12 protein-coding genes and 2 pseudogenes are annotated in these 17255 nt (G+C 73.8%); 6 read left to right on the top strand and 8 right to left on the bottom strand.

Going from position 1 to position 17255, the window contains the following annotated elements; translation table 11 throughout:
• Positions 1 to 103: 103 nt before the first annotated feature.
• The 4 genes from EDD39_RS39680 to EDD39_RS20225 form a co-directional block, all read right to left on the bottom strand.
• Entirely contained in the window at positions 104 to 4330 is a 4227-nt protein-coding gene (locus EDD39_RS39680) for a hypothetical protein (RefSeq protein ID WP_162870069.1), read from the bottom strand.
• An 11-nt stretch (positions 4331 to 4341) separates the two neighbouring features.
• Entirely contained in the window at positions 4342 to 4734 is a 393-nt protein-coding gene (locus EDD39_RS20235) for a trypco2 family protein (protein WP_123557973.1), read from the bottom strand.
• A 155-nt stretch (positions 4735 to 4889) separates the two neighbouring features.
• Positions 4890 to 5879: an aldo/keto reductase gene (locus tag EDD39_RS20230; RefSeq protein WP_123557971.1), complete on the bottom strand. Its 990-nt coding sequence runs from the start codon at positions 5877 to 5879 to the stop codon at positions 4890 to 4892.
• Between the two features lie 175 nt (positions 5880 to 6054).
• Positions 6055 to 6642, bottom strand: a complete 588-nt coding sequence (locus tag EDD39_RS20225; RefSeq protein ID WP_123557969.1) for a flavodoxin family protein — start codon at positions 6640 to 6642, stop codon at positions 6055 to 6057.
• A gap of 147 nt (positions 6643 to 6789) precedes the next feature.
• Here EDD39_RS20225 and EDD39_RS20220 point away from each other — a divergent pair, with 147 nt between their 5' ends.
• Positions 6790 to 7509 carry a TetR/AcrR family transcriptional regulator gene (locus EDD39_RS20220; protein ID WP_123557967.1) on the top strand — a complete coding sequence of 240 codons (720 nt, stop codon included), beginning with the start codon at positions 6790 to 6792 and terminating at the stop codon, positions 7507 to 7509.
• 361 nt (positions 7510 to 7870) lie between these two features.
• Here EDD39_RS20220 and EDD39_RS20215 read toward each other — a convergent pair whose 3' ends face one another.
• Both EDD39_RS20215 and EDD39_RS20210 read right to left on the bottom strand, forming a co-directional pair.
• On the bottom strand, positions 7871 to 9307 hold the full coding sequence (locus EDD39_RS20215) for an arabinofuranosidase catalytic domain-containing protein (protein ID WP_244256835.1): 1437 nt from the start codon (positions 9305 to 9307) through the stop codon (positions 7871 to 7873).
• A gap of 171 nt (positions 9308 to 9478) precedes the next feature.
• Positions 9479 to 11080, bottom strand: coding sequence for a glycoside hydrolase family 27 protein (locus EDD39_RS20210; protein ID WP_123560642.1), 1602 nt, complete (start codon positions 11078 to 11080; stop codon positions 9479 to 9481).
• Between the two features lie 1022 nt (positions 11081 to 12102).
• Here EDD39_RS20210 and EDD39_RS20205 point away from each other — a divergent pair.
• The 5 genes from EDD39_RS20205 (at position 12103) to EDD39_RS20185 (ending at position 16200) form a co-directional block, all read left to right on the top strand.
• Positions 12103 to 12936 carry a PP2C family protein-serine/threonine phosphatase gene (locus EDD39_RS20205; RefSeq protein WP_123557962.1) on the top strand — a complete coding sequence of 278 codons (834 nt, stop codon included), beginning with the start codon at positions 12103 to 12105 and terminating at the stop codon, positions 12934 to 12936.
• Between the two features lie 98 nt (positions 12937 to 13034).
• A complete protein-coding gene (locus EDD39_RS20200; protein WP_123557960.1) occupies positions 13035 to 14039 on the top strand; it encodes an MASE1 domain-containing protein in 1005 nt (334 codons plus the stop codon).
• Positions 14040 to 14255: 216 nt separating this feature from the next.
• On the top strand, positions 14256 to 15074 hold the full coding sequence (locus EDD39_RS20195; RefSeq protein WP_162870068.1) for an MEDS domain-containing protein: 819 nt from the start codon (positions 14256 to 14258) through the stop codon (positions 15072 to 15074).
• On the top strand, positions 15071 to 16033 hold the full coding sequence (locus tag EDD39_RS20190) for a sensor histidine kinase (protein ID WP_123557956.1): 963 nt from the start codon (positions 15071 to 15073) through the stop codon (positions 16031 to 16033). Before EDD39_RS20195 ends, EDD39_RS20190 begins: the two co-directional genes overlap by 4 nt.
• Positions 16030 to 16200, top strand: coding sequence for a hypothetical protein (locus EDD39_RS20185; protein WP_162870067.1), 171 nt, complete (start codon positions 16030 to 16032; stop codon positions 16198 to 16200). Before EDD39_RS20190 ends, EDD39_RS20185 begins: the two co-directional genes overlap by 4 nt.
• Before the next feature lie 40 nt (positions 16201 to 16240).
• On the opposite strand, the pseudogene EDD39_RS20180 reads toward EDD39_RS20185, so the two are convergent.
• Together EDD39_RS20180 and EDD39_RS20175 are read right to left on the bottom strand one after the other, a co-directional pair.
• Positions 16241 to 16558, bottom strand: a pseudogene (locus tag EDD39_RS20180) (flavodoxin family protein); the annotation flags it as partial.
• A gap of 97 nt (positions 16559 to 16655) precedes the next feature.
• A pseudogene (locus tag EDD39_RS20175) lies at positions 16656 to 17101 on the bottom strand (DUF1345 domain-containing protein); the annotation flags it as partial.
• Between the last annotated feature and the right edge of the window lie 154 nt (positions 17102 to 17255).

Here is a 17255-nt window from a genome sequence, read left to right as displayed (position 1 = left end):
GGAGCGTTCGGTCAACGGGTCACGCGAGGCAGGCGGGTCAAGCGGGGCAGACCGGTCAAACGGGGCAGACGGGTCAGGTGGGCAGGCGAGGCACCTGGGGCGGTCAGGTCACGTGGGGCAGGAAGGGGAAGTGGAACCGCAGGCTGCTGCCGAACGTCCCACGGCTGTCGTCCCAGACGCCGACGCAGAAGGCCACCGGGTCCGCGGCCAGGTCCAGGTCCGATCCGGCGGTCCAGGGCTGCATGTCCGCGCGGCACGCCTCGACGTCCCCGCCGCAGGCGTGGACGAACCCGCGGAGCCACCGGACGGAGTCCTCGGACCGGGTGTGGCCCATCGCCCGGACCCGGGACACCGCGTCCGCGGTCCGCCCCAGCGCCACCAGCGAGATGACCTCCTGGCTCAGGAACGGGGCGGTCGTCCCGTACAGTTCCTGCCCCGACCGGGCGATCCGCAGCGCCTCCTCCCAGTCGCCCTGCTTCTCCGCGGAGATCAGGTCGATGAGCAGCACCTGCCGGTCGTACCCGCCCTCGGCCAGCGTCTGCCGCAGCCGGTCCACGGACGAGTCGTCGTCGATCCCGGCGGACACGAACGCGGCGCCCTCGGCGAGCCGGTAGGCGCCCTGCCGGTAGCCGATGTGGGACACCCCGTCGAGCAGCACCTCCACGGCCGCCGGCTCCTCCCCGCAGGCCGCGAGGATGATCGCCCAGGTCTGGTAGAGCGAGAACAGGCTGAACTGGGCGGGGATCTTCCCGATGCCCTCGCGGAGCAGCTCGACGGCCTCCTCCACCCGTTCCCGGTCGCGGCCCAGCAGTTCGGCGGCGGCCTGGTACAGCGAGAACAGGCTGTACTGGGCGGGAACCTTCTCGATGCCCTCCCGCAGCAGCTCGACGGCCTCGTCCACCCGCGCCTCGTCCCGGCCCAGCAGCTCCGCCGCCACCTGGTACAGCGAGAACAGGTTGCCCTGCACCGGAACCCTGGTGATGCCTTCGCGGAGCAGCTCGACCGCCTCGTCCACCCGGCCCTCGTCCCGGCCCAGCAGCTCCGCCGCCACCTGGTACAGCGAGAACAGGCTGAACTGGACCGGGATCCTCCCGATCCCCTCGCGGAGCAGCTCGACGGCCTCGCCCACCCGGCTCTCGTCCCGCGCCAGCAGCTCGGCCGCCGACTGGTACAGCGAGTACAGGCTGTACTGGGCGGGGATCCTCCCGATGCCCTCCCGCAGCAGCTCGACGGCCTCCGCCACCCGCGCCTCGTCCCGCGCCAGCAGCTCGGCGGCGGCCTGGTAGAGCGAGGAGAGGTTGCCCTGGACCGGGACCTTCCCGATGCCCTCCCGCAGCAGTTCGACGGCCTCTCCCACCCGGGCCTCGTCCCGCGCCAGCAGCTCGGCGGCGGCCTGGTACAGCGAGAAGAGGCTGTACTGGGCGGGGATCCTCCCGATGCCCTCCCGCAGCAGCTCGACGGCCTCTCCCACCCGGGCCTCGTCCCGGCCCAGCAGCCCGGCCGCGGCCTGGTACAGCGAGAACAGGCCGAACTGGACCGGGACCCTGGCGATGCCCTCCCGCAGCAGCTCGACGGCCTCTCCCACCCGGGCCTCGTCCCGCGCCAGCAGCCCGGCCGCGGCCTGGTACAGCGAGAACAGGCCGAACTGGGCGGGGACCTTCTCGATCCCTTCGCGGAGCAGCTCGACGGCCTCCTCCACCCGGTCCCCGTTCCGGCCCAGCAGCATCGCGGCCGCCTGGTACAGCGAGAACAGGTTGCCCTGGGCGGGGATCCTCCCGATGCCCTCCCGGAGCAGTTCGACCGCCTCGCCCACCCGGCTCTCGTCCCGCGCCAGCAGCTCGGCGGCGGCCTGGTACAGCGAGAACAGGTTGCCCTGGACCGGGACCTTCCCGATCCCCTCCCGCAGCAGCTCGACGGCCTCCCCCACCCGGGCCTCGTCCCGGCCCAGCAGCTCGGCGGCGGCCTGGTAGAGCGGCGCGAGCGGGGAGGGCTTGGCCGAGCGGGCGATGGCGGCCTTGAGCAGCTGCACGGCCTCGTCGAGGCGGGACGGGTCGCGGGCCAGCAGTTCGGCGTGCAGGAGGTGGATCTCGATCGGGTTCGAGGTGTCGGCCGTCAGCCGGTCGTCGGCCTCGACGGCCACGTCGACGGCGGCGTCGGTGCCGCGGAGCTGGTCGGTCAGGCGTATCCGCATCGCCCAGGCGCGCTTGGAGGCGTTGGGGGACGCGGTCGCGCAGACGACCTGTTCGAGTGCGGCCGGCAGGTCGTCGGGCCGGGCCCGGGCCTCGAGCAGGAGGGCGAGGTGGAGGTGGAGCCGCCAGGAGGGGCTCGCCTCGTCGAGTGCGGCGCTCAGCAGGGAGATGAGCTCGTCGCGCTCCCGCGGGTCCTCCTCGATCTTCGTCTTGTAGCCGTAGACGCGGTCCAGGTGGAGGGCGTAGGCCTTGGCCACGACCGCCAGCTCCTCCGTCTCGCCGGAGACGAAGAGGTGGTAGCGGGCCTCCAGGAAGTCGCTGCCCTGGGTTCCCATCCGCTTCGCCTTGAAGTGGCGGGCGTGGAACTTGCCGACGGCCGCGTGCGCGCGGGCCAGTTCGCCGCGGTGGGCCGAGAGGGCCCGGAGCGAGATCTCCTTGGCGATCGGGTTCATCGAGAAGTGCTTCTCGTTGCGCTTCTCGACCAGGAAGCTCGAGGTCAGTTTCCGCTTCGCCGCGTCGAACTGTCCCGGGGCGTCCCAGAGCGACACCTTGAGCGCGTCGTTGGTGAAGGAGGTCCGGTGCACCGAGGCGCGACGCAGGAGTGTGGCCGAGGTGTCGTCCAGGCGGCCGATGAACCGGTCCAGGAAGGCCCGTTCGAGGCTCTGGGCGAAGGGTTCGGAGACGTTGCGGTCCTGGAGTTCCCACGCCTTGGGGGAGAGTCCGATCAGGTCCTCCAGGCTGTCGGACTGCAGGCAGCCCGCGAGGATCTGCAGGGCGCGCGGGTTCCCGCCGAGCCAGCCGACGATCTCGGCGGTCCGGTCGGGCGGGAGGTCGTTCGGCACGCCCGTGCGCCGCAGGGTCTCGGCGAGGAAGTTCACGCCCTCGCCCTCGCTCATGCCGGGGAGGGTGTGGATGTCGCCGTCCGTGATCCACGGGAAGGCCGCGGCCTGGTCCGCGACCAGGAGGATCCGCCCGCCGGTGCCGTGGATCCGCCGCGCCACCGCGTTGACCAGGTGCTGGACCTCGGGCGCGGGCGCGCCGGAGCCGTCGACGAAGCAGCGGTGGAAGTCGTCGAGGAGCAGGACCGTCCCGTCCCTGAGGCTGTCCGCGATGTCCCGCACCGGGTCGGTGCCGAGCAGCACGCCGACCTTCCCGGCTTCGGCGAACGCCCCGCCGACCAGGATCAGGAGCTGCTCGAGGGTGTGGACGCCCGCCGAGAGTTCCACGTCGATGAAGCTGCGCCGGGGGTGGGCGTCCTTGATCTTCAGCGCGGCCCGGGTCTTGCCGACGCCGGAGAACCCCTGCAGCACGGCCACCGGGGGGCCGCTCTGCACCCACTTGACCGTCAGGTCCCGCACCACGCCGGCCCGGGAGCGGGCGGCGGCGGGCGCGGCGGCGGGTGCCACGGCGGCGGGTGCGGCGGGTGCCGGGGGGCCGCCGGCCGGGCCGGGGAGGACGGGGAGCGCGGCGGGGTCCGGGACGCCCAGGGCCGCCCACATCCGGTCCCTGGTGTCCGGTGCCAGGTGGTCGATGGCGTCCACCGGGGTCAGGGTCAGCGAGCCGGTGCCCTCGGACAGGTTGTGGCTGCGCACCACGCCGATGACCAGACCGGAGCCGACCACGGCGGCGCCCGACATGCCGCCCCACGGGCTGCCCGCGCCGAGGGTCCCCACCGAGGTGGGGTGCAGCGGGATCTCGGGCCCGGACATCTTGAACGACAGCAGGCCGACCGGGGCGCCGCCCGGCCCGCCCACCGCGATGCCCTCCGCGGTCGGGACCCAGCCGCACGGCTGGGCCGTGGTGCGCCCGTTGCGCGCGTCCCGCTTCCAGCGCGGGAAGCCGACCGCCTGGCAGTCGCGGACCGACCCGGCGACGCTCCGGTCGACCCGGGCGAACCCCATCGGCTCCTTGGCGCCGATGCCCGGCGCCCGCAGCACGGCCAGGTCCACGTCGCTGCGGTGCGTGCGGACCACCACCTGGGCCGGGAACTCGCGCCCGTCCCGGACGGCGCGCAGGTTGCTCCCGCCCGCGCAGTGGTCCGCCGTCAGGACGGTCTCCCCGCCCACCCGCAGGCCGGTCCCCACCTGGGGCTCGCCGTCGACGTCGTAGCGGAGCAGGACGACCCGGTCAGTCTCGAACATGGCCCGGCGCGCTACTCACGGTCGCCCAGCGCCTGCTCCCGCCCGGCCGGCGGCCCGTCACCGCCGCCGTCGGCGTCCGAGTCCGCGTCCGAGTCGGTGTCCGAGATGAAGAACTCGGTCTGCTGCCCGTCCGGTGTGAAGGCGACCGGTTCGAGCACCAGCTTGAGGGTCTGGGTGGCCACGGACTGCCGCGACAGCTCTCCCCCGGCCTGGACCACCCACCACTTGACCCCCGCCGTCCCCTTCTTCGCGTCCGTGACGGCCACCTGCACCGTGAGCTCGACCGGCGCCGGCTTGAACCGCAGCGGGCGCACCCCGCCGCCGCCCCAGGCCTTCAGCAGCTCCGTCCGGAGCGCCTCGATCGCATCGGCCAGCCCCACCATGGTTTCGGACGGATCGGTCACTGTGCTCCCCTTCGCTTCCTGCCGGTCCGTCATCTTCCCGCACCGCACGCCTCCGTGTCAGGCGACAGCGGCAGTTGCGGACCGGCGGGTCGACGGCTCGGCGGGGTCCGGGGGCTCCCGCGGCCGGAGCGGCGGCCGCTGGTCCCCCGCCGGGCTCAGATCCAGGTCGGCAGGTGCCCTTCGGCGTAGCGGGCGCCGAAGCCGCCCCGGGGCAGGATCTCGTCGACGGCCGCCAGGTCGGCGCCGGTGAGGACGAGGTCGGCGCCTTCGACGTTCTCCTCGAGGCGCCGCGGGTCGCGGGTGCCGGGGATCGGCACGAGGTGCTCGCCGCGGGACAGGAGCCAGGCCAGGGCCAGTTGGGCGACGGTGGCGCCTTTGGCCGCCGCGAGTGCGGCGAGCCGGCAGACGGCCTCGGCGTTGCGCTCGAAGTTGCCCGGCTGCCAGCGCGGGTCGGTGTTGCGCAGGTCGCCGGCCGGGTACCGGCCGGCGGGTGCGGCGGTGCCGGTGATGAACCCGCGGCCGAGCGGGGAGTAGGCGACCAGGCCGATGCCCAACTCGTCCAGGACGGGGAGGAGTTGCTCGACGTCCCGTTCGAACAGGGAGTACTCGGTCTGCAGGACGGAGACCGGCTGCACGGCGTGCGCCCGGCGGAGCGTCTCGGGTCCGGCCTCGCTGAGGCCGAAGTACCTCACCTTGCCCGCGTCGATCAACTCCTTGACGGTGCCCGCGACTTCCTCGACGGGCACCGCGGGGTCGACGCGGTGCTGGTAGAGGACGTCGATGTGGTCGACGCCGAGGTGGCGCAGGCTGGTGTCGGCGGCCCGGCGGATGGTGTCGGGCCTGCTGTCGAGGGCCCGGCCGATCCGCTCCGCGGGCACCGACATGTCGACGCCGAACTTGGTCGCCAGGACCACGTCCTCGCGGAAGCCCTTGACCGCCCGGCCGACCAGGGCCTCGTTGGCCCCGGTGCCCCCGCCGTACATCTCGGCGGTGTCGAAGAGGGTGACGCCCAGGTCGTGGGCGCGGCGCAGGGCGGCGAGGGCGGTCCCTTCGTCGGTGGGCCCGTAGGCCATCGTCAGGCCCATCGCGCCGTAGCCGATCGCCGAGACCTCCAGGCCCTGGTTTCCCAGTGTCCGGTGCTGCATGGGGAACTCCTCGGGAGGACCGGCGCCGCCCCGCCGCCGGCCGCCCGCCGGGGGCGGCGGGGGCGCGGCGGGGCGGCACCGGAGGGTGTGTGGTGGTGAGTGGGTGGGTTGCGGGCGGGCCGCGGCGTCAGCTGGCGGCGGTGTCAGCGCGTCGCGGCGTCAGCGCGTCGCGGCGTCAGCGGGCCGCGGCGGCCAGGCCGGCCCGGTGGATGCGGGTCTGCTCGGCGACGCGCCGGCCGAGGTGGCGGGCGGTGCGCAGGTCCGCGTCGTGGACGGCGGGGGTGTCGTTGAAGCTCTGCGCGCCGGCGCCGAGGTAGAAGCCCAGGCGGTTGTCGTCCTCGGGGTCGGAGGTGGTGGTGTTCCAGCCCGGCAGGAGGTTCAGGCTCACCCAGAGCATGCCGTGCTGGGCGGCCAGCAGCGAGAGGTACTGCAGGGTGTGCAGCTTGTCGCCGCTCATGGAGCCGGAGTTGGTGAATCCCGCGGCGAGCTTGTCGCTCCAGGCGCGGTCGCTCCAGCGCTTGCTGGTGGCCTCGGCGAAGGCGTGGAAGGCCCCGGAGGCGGTGCCCATGTAGGTGGGGGTGCCGAAGACGATGGCGTCCGCGGCGTCCAGCAGCTCCCAGTCGGCGTCGCCGAGGGAGCCGACGTCCACCCGGTGGACCCGCGTCCCGGCGAGGGAGCGTGCGCCGTCGGCCACGGCCGTGGCGATCTGCGCGGTGTGGCCGTAGCCGGAGTACGACGCGATGACGATCGAGATGTCGGACATGGGTGTGCCTCTCCTGCCGCGAGGGCGGCCTGTTCGGTGGACGTGCCGGTGGACGTGCCGATGGCCGAGATCGGCCCGGATCACTGTTCCGGCTAGAACAGTAACACCGTTAAGACGCCGATACGCAAGATGCGATATCGTCGTTCCATGAGCGAGGAACGACGCGCCGCGCGGCGCCAGGTGCTGCAGGTGGCCGCCGGACTCCTGGAGGAGGGCGGCAGCGAGGCGGTCTCCACCCGCGCCGTCGCCGCGGCCGCGGGCATCACCGCCCCGGCGCTGTACCGGCTGTTCGACGACAAGGACGGGCTGCTGTCCGAACTGGCCGCCTACGGGTTCGAGACGTACCTGGCCGAGAAGCGGGAGGCCCTGGCGCTGGCCCCCGACGACGACCCGGTGGCCGACCTCCACCGCGGCTGGGACCTGCACGTCGACTTCGGCCTGCGCCACCCCGCGTTCTACGTGCTCATGTACGGCACCGTGCGGCCCGGCCGGCGCCCCCCGGCCGCGGACGAGGCGCACGCCCTGCTGGTGTCCCTGCTGGACCGCGCGGCCGACGCCGGCCGCCTGCGGATCCCGGTGGCCCCGGCCACCCGGGTCATCCACGCGGCGACGACCGGGGCCACCCTGGCCCTGATCGGCGAGGAGCCCACGCAACGGGACCTGACCGTCTCCGCCCGCCTGCGCGACACCGTCCTCGCCTCCGTCACCACCGACTCCCCCGCCCCCACCGCCCCGGACCTGGCCTCCCGCGCGCTCGCCCTCGACGCCGCGCTCACCACCGCCCCGTCGGCCGCGAACCCCGGCCTCCCCCTGCGCGCCACGGAGACCGCCCTGCTGCGCGAATGGCTGCAGCAGCTGGCCGGCTGACCCGAACGACGGCCGGCCGAACCGTCGGAACCGGCCGCTCGGCGGCGCCCGGGGTTCTCGGACCCCACCTCGCGGGCCCGGCGCCCCTCCCGCGGGTCCTCGTCACGGACGGCACGCGGTCCACGCGGGCGGAGGTCTACGCGTGGCAGGTCCGTCACCGCCCGTTCCCCGTCCGCGGCGACCGGGCGGCCCGCGTGGAGGCGGTCGAGGCGGGGGATCACGGGGCGGCCCGCGTGGAGGCGGTCGAGGCGCGGGATCACGGGGCGGACCGCCGCAGGAGCCGGGCGGTCCGCCGGCCCGCCGTCGGCCGCGGCCCCCGCCCGGGGTGGTCCCGGGCGGGGGCCGGTCGGCCGTCAAGGGCTCAGCCGAGCTTCCACTGCTGGTTGCTCTGCCCGCTGCAGGTCCACAGCTGGACGGCGGCGCCGTTCGCCGTCGACGCTCCGCCGACGTCCAGGCAGAGCCCCGACTGGACGCCGGTGACGGTGCCGTTGGCGTTGCGGACCCACTGCTGGTTGGGCTGCCCGTTGCACGGCCAGACGATCGCCTTGGTGCCGTTGGCGGTGCCCTTGGCGTCGGCGTCGAGGCACAGTCGGCTGCTGCCGGAGTACACCGTCAGCTGGCCGGAGGGCGTGGCGGTCCAGGTCTGGTTCGCCCCGCCGGAGCAGGAGTAGATCTGGGTCTGGGTGCCGCCGGTGGTGCTGGAGCCCGGGACGTCCAGGCACTTTCCGGCGCCGACGGCGTGCAGCGGCCCGGTGGTGCTGCCGGTGCCGGTGCTGTAGGCGGCCGCGGCGATGTTGGCCTGGACGGCGTCGTCCGTGGCGTCGGACGGGTAGCCGCTGACGACGGCGCCCTCGTAGAAGGTCCCCAGGCTCTGGTTGGTGTTGCCGTTGCAGCAGTCGCCGCCGCTGCCGAGGATGATGGCGCCCTGCTGCTTCATCGGGCTGTAGCCGGGCGGGAGCGCGCCGTTCCAGAGCGTGGTGAGCCCGCCGGACTGGGCGTCGCCTCCCTTCAGGGCGAAGCGGGTGGTGCCGTTGTTCTTCAGCATCGCGGTGACGTAGCGGCTGGTGAAGGCCCGCTGGTTCTGGTTCCAGGACTGGCTGCCGCCGGAGTACAGGCCGTACTCGAGGTCGGCCTGCACCCACGGGCCGGTCCCGGAGCAGCCGCCGAACCAGCAACTCGTGCCGAAGTAGATGGCGTTCATGGCTCCGGCGCCGTCCGCCCTGCGGTCGGTCTCGCTGTTCCCGTAGTCGAAGCAGCAGCCGCCGTTGACGTGCGTCCCGCTGGTCACCATGTACGCGCCCTGGGGGGCGCTGCCCCGCGGCATCCCGGAGGAGGAGCCGTCGTGCCAGTAGCTGTTGCCGGGGTTGATGTAGAGCGAGTACGCCTTGGCCCCGCCGAGGGCGAGGGCCTCGCTGGTGGCGTTGGCCGGGGTGTCGCTGCCCCCGGCGCCGCCGGGGCCCTGGTAGGCGAGGTCGTTCCCGTGCCCGGACTGGTCGAAGACGATCGTGACCACGCACGAGGTGCCGGCGCAGAAGGCGTCCTGGGCGGCCGCGTCGGCGACGCCCCCGGCGGTGACGGGGGCGATGTTCTGCGTCCTGCCGTCCGAGGCCCGGCGGACCTGGTAGAGCGCTCCGCCGTACGCCGCGTAGAGCGCGCGGGTGGTGGAGTGCGCGGCGACGCAGGGCGTGCCGCCCGCCGCGTAGAGGTCGCAGGGGCCGCTGGTGGCGGCCTGCGCGGTGCCGGCGAGTCCTCCGGTGCCGGTCACGGTGCCGAGGACCAGCAGAACGGTGGCGAACACGCGGACCAGCGTGCGGAGTCGGGCCCGGGGCGGGGGCGCGGGCGTCGGGTGGTCCGGACAGCGGCTGTCAGGCACGGGGGCTCCCTGCGGCTCGTCGGGTGGGCGTGGGGCGTGGGGCGTGGTGGACGGCGGCGGGCCCGGGATGCGCGCCGGGCCGCCGCGGCGGGGGCTTCACAGGGCCCATTGCTGGTTGCTCTGGCCGTTGCAGGTCCACAGGTCGATCAGGGCGCCGTTGGCGGTGGACCTGCCGGTGACGTCGAGGCAGAGTCCGGACTGGACGCTGGTGATCGTGCCGTCGGTGTTCACCCTCCACTGCTGGTTCGGCTGGTTGTTGCAGGTCCAGATGATCGCCTTGGTGCCGGGTGCGGTCTGGTTGTCGTACGCGTCGAGGCACATCTGCGTGCCACCGGAGTAGACGGCCAGCTGGTTTGCGGCGGTGTGCGTCCACTGCTGGTTCGGTTGGCTGTTGCAGTCCCAGATCTGCACCTGGGTGCCCGCGGTGGTGGTCGAGTTCGGCACGTCCAGGCACTTGCCCGCGCCCACGGCGCGCACCGGTCCGCCGGTGGCCGTTCCGCCGCCGGTGCCGCCGCTGACCCGGTACATGGTGGTGCCGTGGGCCGGGACGGTCGCGCTGATGGTGCCCGTGGTGGTCGAGGTCGCGCCGGTCCACAGGTCGGTGAGGCCGTAGGTCGCCGCCCCGGTCTTCCCGATCGCGGCGGCGGAGGTGGTGATGGTCGCGGTCGAGCCGGTCTCGTTGAACAGGACCACGGAGACGTCGCCGTTGGCCAGCGGCTTGGCCAGCACGTCGAGGCCGCCGGTGGAGGAGACCATGGTTCCCTGCTTGCCCAGCGGGTCCTGGTCCACGGCGATCACCCGGGTGTTGGTGAGGGTGGACAGGGTGTTCGCGCTGGCCGAGGCGATGTTGGTGCCGGCGATCAGCGGCGCGGCCATCTCGGACCAGAGGCTGAACTCGGTGCGGCTCTCGGTGTCGCTGAGGGAGCCGTTGCCGACCTCCAGCATGTCCGGGTCGTTCCAGTGGCCGGGCCCGGCGTAGGAGGCCAGCTTCACGTTGCTGTGGAAGATCGACAGCATGCTGGAGTAGCTCGCGTTGATGTCACCGGTGGTGCGCCAGCTGTTGCCGGTGCCCGCGCCCCAGGTCCACACGTTGTCCTCGCCCCAGTTGCACAGGCTGAACAGGATGGGCCGTCCCGTCGCGGCCAGTGCGTCGCGCATCGTGGCGTAGCGGGTCTGGGCGGGCGCCTTGGTGCCGTTGGCGCAGGAGTTCAGCGCGCAGCCCGGTCCGGCGTAGCAGTTGTCGTACTTCAGGTAGTCCACGCCCCAGGCGGCGAAGGACTGGGCGTCGGCGCTCTCGTGCCCGAGGCTGCCGGGGAAGCCCGCGCAGGTCTGCAGTCCGGCGTCCTCGTAGATGCCCAGCTTCAGGCCCAGCGAGTGGACGTAGTCGGCGGTGCCCTTGATCCCGTCCGGGAACTTGGCCGGGTCGGGGACGAGGCGCCCGTCGGCGCCCCGGGAGTGGGTCATCCAGCAGTCGTCGATGTTGACGTACGTGTACCCGGCGCTCTGCATGCCGTTGTCGTGCATGGCCAGCGCCGTGGTCTTGATCAGCGACTCGGAGACGTTGCAGCCGTAGGCGTTCCAGTCGTTGAAGCCCATCTGCGGGGTGGCGGCCAGGCCGTTGCCCAGGGCGGCGGCGGGCGTGGCCGCGCCCGGGGTGAGCAGCGGGACGACCAGCGCCAGGAGCAGGGCCGGGAGCAGGTGCGCGAGTGCCCTGCGCGGGCGGGATCGCGCCGGTCGGCGTCGTGAGGCGTGTCGGTTCGGGTGGAGCACGGAGTCGCCTCCTGGCGTGAGTGGTGGGACGCGCACGACCCGCGGGTGCGCGCGCCGGGAGCGTGCTGGGGTCCGTCGCCCTGCGGGCATGGCGGACGCGTGCCGACGGGGGAATTCGGCGCCCGGCGGACGGGATTCCGCCGGGAGTTTTCCGGCACGGCGCAGGACGGCGCGAACCGCCGTGCCGGAATTCACCGGGCGGCCCGGCGGAAAGGCCCGGGAATTCCTCCGGACGCCGAATTCCTGACCGGCCGCGACCCCGCCCGGCTTTCGGCCCGAAGGCCGGCCGCCCGCTTCCTGCCGCCATTCGGCGACGGAGGCCGGGTGAAAGTTTCCGCCACCGCCGACCGCGCTCCGCAGGTGGGCGCGCCTCCTGCGGCCCCCAGCCGCAGGACCCTGGCCGCGCGTCGGCTCCGACAGTATTGTTAGCGCTAACAATTTATGGCTGGAGATCACCCTCTCGAATGTCCTGGGCGGTGGCAGTTAAGAGCGTCCAGCACCCCGGGCCCCGTGTCAATCCTTCTTGCGAGAATGCCGGACGCGGAATCCCCCGCACCGCCCGCGCGATTCCCGCACGGGATTTCCGCGCGCGATTCACCCCCCGCCGCGATCACCGGGCCGAAGCGGCGGTGCGCGTCCGACCTCCACGGCACCCGGCACCGCCCCGTGACACCCGGTCCGTGAGAGGCAGCCCGTTGCCTGGGCGCTGAACGCAAGGCGTCACCGCCCCGGTGGGCACGCTCCCGTCGGTCCGTCGCGTGCCGCGCAGCCGGTCGCGGACGGCTCGGGGGAAACCGGTGGCGAGGACGACGTCACGGCCTGCCGAGCGCAGCCGTTCGATCGCGCCGACGGCCGCGGGGGCGGGTCCGACCGGGTGAAGGGACAATGGGTGCACGCGGTGGCAGGACGACCGCCCGCCGCCCGTCAGCCGAGGCGTACTGGAGCCGCCTGTGAGCCGTCGCCGTCCCCCGTCGCACCCCGCCGACGCGCACGAACTGCTGGGCAAGCTCGGCGAGCTCACCGCCCGGGCGCTGGAGCACGCCGAGCGGCAGCGGGCCCGGGTCGAACTCGCCATGGCGCTGCAGCGCGAGCTGCTCCCGGCCGCGCTGCCGAGCCTGCCCGGGCTGCGGACCGCCGCCCGGTACGCACCCGCGCGCCACGGCCTGGACATCGGCGGCGACTGGTACGACGGCTTCCGGCTGCCGGACGGGACGCTCGGGCTGACCATCGGCGACGTGCAGGGCCACGACGTCGAGGCGGCCGTGTTCATGGGCCAGGTCCGGATCGGCCTGCGGGCGCTGGCCAGCGCGGCGAGCGACCCCGGCGAGGTGCTGGCCCGGACCAACGAACTGCTGCTGTCCCTGCCCGACGGCCTCTTCGCCACCTGCTGCTTCCTGCGCTTCGACCCCGCCACCCACGAACTGTCCGTCGCCCGGGCCGGCCACGTCCCGGCGATCTGGGCCACCGCCGACGGCCGGTCCGGGATCGAGGACACCGAGAACCCCGACGAGGTGGGGCTGCCGCTCGGCATCGAACCCGGCGAGGTGTACCCGGTGACGCGGCGGCGCCTGTCGGGAACGGAAGCGGTCGTCCTGGTGACCGACGGCGTGGTGGAAGGACCCGCGTTCTCGCTCGACACCGGGCTGGAGCACGTCCTGCGGCGGGTGCGCGCGGGGGTGGGTGCCGAGCCCGGGGAGCTGGCCGGCCGGGTGCTGGAGGTCGCCGACCTCACCGGGCACCAGGACGACGCCGCCGTCCTGGTGCTCCGCCACGGCGGGCCGTGACGGCGCCCGGCAGCGGCGGGTGACCGCGGCGGATCCGACCGTCCCGGCCGGCCCTCCGGGCGTGTCACGGCCGGGGCCGGGCGGCGGCGTGCGATGAGATGGCTGCTGTGCTGCGCAACGCGAAGGCCGGAGAGACCGCGGTGGCCGGCTTGTCGATCCTCGGCGTCGCGCTCGTGTACTGGGCGGGGGGCCGGCTCGGCCTGCTGACGCAGGTCGTCGTGGGCGGCGTCCACGTCACCCCGCTGTGGCCGCCGACCGGCGTCGCCGTGGCCGGCCTGCTGCTGCTCGGCCTGCGCGTGTGGCCCGGGATCGCGCTCGGCGCCCTGCTGGTCATCGCGGGGTTCGGAGCGATCACCCCCGCCTCCTTCGGCATCGCGGCGGGCAACACGCTCGCCCCGGTGGTGGCCGTCCTGCTGCTGGCCCGGGTGGGCTTCCGGGTCGAGCTCGACCGGCTGCGGGACGGCGTGGCGCTGGTCTTCCTGGGGGCGCTCGCCTCCACGCTGATCAGTGCGAGCGCCGCCTGCCTGGTCCTGGTGTCCGAGGGCGCGCTGGCCCCGCACCAGTTCTGGCCCGCCTGGACGGCGTGGTGGACGGGTGACGCGATGGGCGTGCTGGTCGTCGCCCCGCTGCTGCTGGCGGTGCGCGCCGCCCGGATGCCCCGCGACGTACCGCTGCGCCGCTGGGCGGAGGCCCTCGGCCTGCTGGCGGTCACCGCCGTCACCGTGCTCGCGGCGACCCGCAGCCCGCTCTCCCTGCTCTTCCTGGTCCTGCCGGTGGTGATGTGGGCGGCGCTGCGCTTCCAGCTGCTCGGCGCCGCGCCGTGCGTCCTGGTGGTGTCCGTCTTCGCCGTTCCCGCCGCCATCGATCGCGTCGGCCCGTTCGCCGACCACGGCCTGCCCGCCGTGATGGTCCAGTTGCAGACCCTCAACGGCGTCGCCGCCCTGACCGGGCTGCTGCTCGCCGCCGTCACCACCGAACGCGAGAACACCCTCGACACCATCGAGCAGGCGTGCGTCGCCCTCGCCGAAGTGGTGAACCGCCTCGCCCCGGGCGAGGCCGACGGCCCCTGGCCGCCCCCCGCCGCCCCCCGGCGCCCCGACTGACGGACGACCGCCGCACGAACGCCGTCCGGCCCGCCCGGGCGGTCAGCGGACCGCCTCCCCCGGCACAAGGTCCGGCCCGGCGGGGTCGGCAACGCGGCGGCGTGCCGCCCGCGAGGACCGCACGGGTTCCTCGTCGGTGCTCCGGCCGCGCCCTCCGTCCCGGCAGCCGTGACCGATAGGATGCTCACGCAGGGGAACGGGGCGGAGGGAGGGCAGGTGAGGAGCGCACGTGCCCTACCGACCCTCGATCCCGTCGACGCGGGCGATCACGTCTGCTGGCTGGTCGGTCCCGGTGACGACTTCACCGCGACGACTCGGGCCTTCGCCGCCGACGGGGCCCTCTTCGGCGACAAGGTGCTGCTCATCGGCGCGCCCGACACCCGGTGGTCGCTCGACGGCGCGCCGCAGGGCATCGTCGTCGACCCGCTGACCGAACAGGCGGGCGGCGCCGGGTGGAACGCGGCGGCGATGCTGGACCTGGTGCTCCGGGAGGCGGACACCGCGAGCCGACAGGGTTTCCGCGCGCTGCGGGTCCTGGCCCGGATGGACCGCGTGTGGCCGGGCGGCGCGAGCCCGCGGGAGATCGCCCGGCACGAACTGGACCTGGACCGCCTGACGCTCGCCGGGGCGGCCGTCGTCGTCTGCGCCTACCACCGCGACAGCTTCCGCCCCGGTCTCCTGGAACAGGCCTCCGGAGTACATCCGCACGAACTGGGCACACGAGCGGAGGTGCCAGGTTTTCGGATGTACAGCGCAGGAACGGACTGCTGGAGCGTGAGCGGCGTGGTGGACTCGGACAGCGCCGACACCTTCCGCACCGCCCTGGACGAACTCGTCACCCGCTCGGCCACCGTACGGCTGCGGTGCGAGGACCTCGAACTGGTGGACGTCGCCGGCATGCGCGCCCTCGTCGACGCGGCCTGCAAGGTCCCCGGCCGCCGGATCGTGATCGAGAAGGCGGACGAGGCGTTCCGGCGCTGCTGGTCGCTGCTCGGCTACGACGCCCCGCAGATCCCCGTGGAGCTGGCACCGTGAGCGAGAACAGCACGACGCGCCCGGAAGCCCCCGCCCGGGAATCCGCCTTCCGGCACGAGCTGTACCCCTACGACGGGGACGCCCAGTTCCTCGACGGCGCCATGTCCTTCATCCACGACGCCCACGCCGGGAGCGAACTCGTCCTGGTCGCGGTCGCGGAGTCGAAGGAGCGCATGCTGCGCACCGAACTGGAGGGCACGGACGCCGCCGAAGGCGTCACCTTCCTCGACACCGCGGCCCTCGGCCGCAACCCCGGACGGCTGATCCCCGCCTGGCGCGACTGGGTCTCCAAGGCCGCCGAGGGCCATCCGGTCCGCGGCATCAGCGAGCCCTCGTGGAGCGAGCCCTCCGCGGCCGAGAGCAGCGAGTTCGGGTACCACGAGTGGCTGCTGAACCTCGCGTTCACCCAGTCTCCGGCCTGGTGGCTGCTGTGTCCCTACGACACCGCCGCGCTGGAACCAGCCGCGCTGGAGTCCGCGCGGCGCTGCCACCCCATGCTCCTCAGCGGGGGAAGCCACGGCCCCAACAGCTCCTACGTCCAGGAGCCCTACGCCTTCCCCGAGCTGACGGCCTCGGCCGACCACGAGGAGCTCCCCTACCAGCGGGGCCGGCTCGCCGCGGTACGCGCCCACATCACCGCCTGCGCGAGCCGGTACGGCCTGAAGGGCACGCGCCTGAGCGAACTGCTGATCGCCGCCTGCGAGGTCGCCGGCAACAGCATCAAGCACGGCGGCGGCCGGGGCGTCCTGCGCACCTGGGTGGAGGGCGCGGACCTGATCTGCGAGTTCCACGACTCCGGCCACCTCCAGGACCCGCTGGTCGGCCGCCTCCGCCCCACCGTCGACCAGGTCGGCGGCCGCGGGCTCTGGCTCGTCCAGCAGCTCTGCGACCTCGTCCAGATCCGCTCCACCGCGCAGACCGGCACCACCGTCCGGCTGCACACCAGACTGCCCGGATGACCCGTGCACGGCGCGGCACCGCACGCGCCCGCGGCCACGGTGGTACGAGCGGGGAGCCGCGGCGGTGGACGCCTGCCGTACGGCCCGGTACCGCCGCCGGGGCCGCCCCGGCCACCGCCGTCATCGCCGAGGCCGCCGCCGAGTCCCCCTCGCCGTCCCGGCCGTGAGCCCACCGCCGACCAGGTCCGCCAGGTCCGGTGAAGCTCCCTACCGGTGCTCGGGGTTCTCGAAGTCGAAGCGGCAGCCCGCGTCCCACTCCGAACGCTGGTTGCCGTGCGCCGGGACGCCGCCCGCGTCCTTCAGCATCCGCGCCAGGTGCAGCTGGTTCCAGGTCATGAAGGTGACGTTGCGGTTGGTGAAGTCGTTCTCCGGCCCGCCGGAACCCTCGTCCAGGTAGGACGGCCCGGGACCGGCCGGGCCCACCCAGCCCGCGTCCGCCTGCGGCGGGATCACGAAACCCAGGTGCTGGAGGCTGTAGAGGACGGACGAGCAGGCGTACAGCCGCTCGATCACCTTCTCCGACACCTATGACTGCACGTCAGGCGGTGGGCAACCCGCGTTGTCCGTTCACCGAAAGGCACCTCGGTCCACCCCCGGTTCGAGGAAAGGCTCAGGGACGGCGTCAGCCGGTGGTGTTCAGCGCGGAGACGACACTGGCCACCGTGACCGTGTTGAACGCGAACGCGATCACGGCGTTGGCGGCCACCGTCCGCCGCATCGCCCTCGACCGCACCGTGACGTCCGTCGTCCCGAACGTCGTCATGACCGACAGTGCGAAGTACACGTAGTCTCCCCAGACGGGTTCCCGGCCGCCCGGAAAGTCCAACGCCCGTCCGCCCTCGGCAAGGTCGTCGGCGTGGAACGCCACCGCGAAGGCGACCACCACCGAGACCCAGGCGACGACCACCAGGACGAGGGCCGTCACCCCGCGCGCCGCCGTGGGGAGCGCCGAACTGATGTGCCCGGGGAACCACACCACCGCCACGAGGAGAGCGCCGACCGCGATGAAGAGGGGGCCCCCGGCCCCGGTGCCGTGCCGAGGACGTACCGCTGGAGCGCCGTTCCCCGGTACGCCGGGGAGCACGTTCCGGCACGGGAGACCCCCCTTGGAGCGATCGGCTGACGACTGCTCCACATGACCATCCACGACCTGCGGCACCTTGTTGCGACACGCGCCCCGCGAACATCCGCGGGCACCCGGCCCGGGGCGTCGCCGAGGGCC

The organism is Kitasatospora cineracea (genome assembly GCF_003751605.1).
In the GTDB taxonomy this organism is placed as follows: Bacteria; Actinomycetota; Actinomycetes; order Streptomycetales; family Streptomycetaceae; genus Kitasatospora; species Kitasatospora cineracea.
This window is presented reverse-complemented; position numbering and strand designations above follow the sequence as displayed.

Coding starts and splice junctions, on each gene's coding strand:
- EDD39_RS39680 (WP_162870069.1), bottom strand. CDS start 4,330: ATGTTCGAGACTGACCGGGTCGTCCTGCTCCGCTACGACGTCGACGGC.
- EDD39_RS20230 (WP_123557971.1), bottom strand. CDS start 5,879: ATGCAGCACCGGACACTGGGAAACCAGGGCCTGGAGGTCTCGGCGATC.
- EDD39_RS20225 (WP_123557969.1), bottom strand. CDS start 6,642: ATGTCCGACATCTCGATCGTCATCGCGTCGTACTCCGGCTACGGCCAC.
- EDD39_RS20220 (WP_123557967.1), top strand. CDS start 6,790: ATGAGCGAGGAACGACGCGCCGCGCGGCGCCAGGTGCTGCAGGTGGCC.
- EDD39_RS20200 (WP_123557960.1), top strand. CDS start 13,035: ATGGCTGCTGTGCTGCGCAACGCGAAGGCCGGAGAGACCGCGGTGGCC.
- EDD39_RS20185 (WP_162870067.1), top strand. CDS start 16,030: ATGACCCGTGCACGGCGCGGCACCGCACGCGCCCGCGGCCACGGTGGT.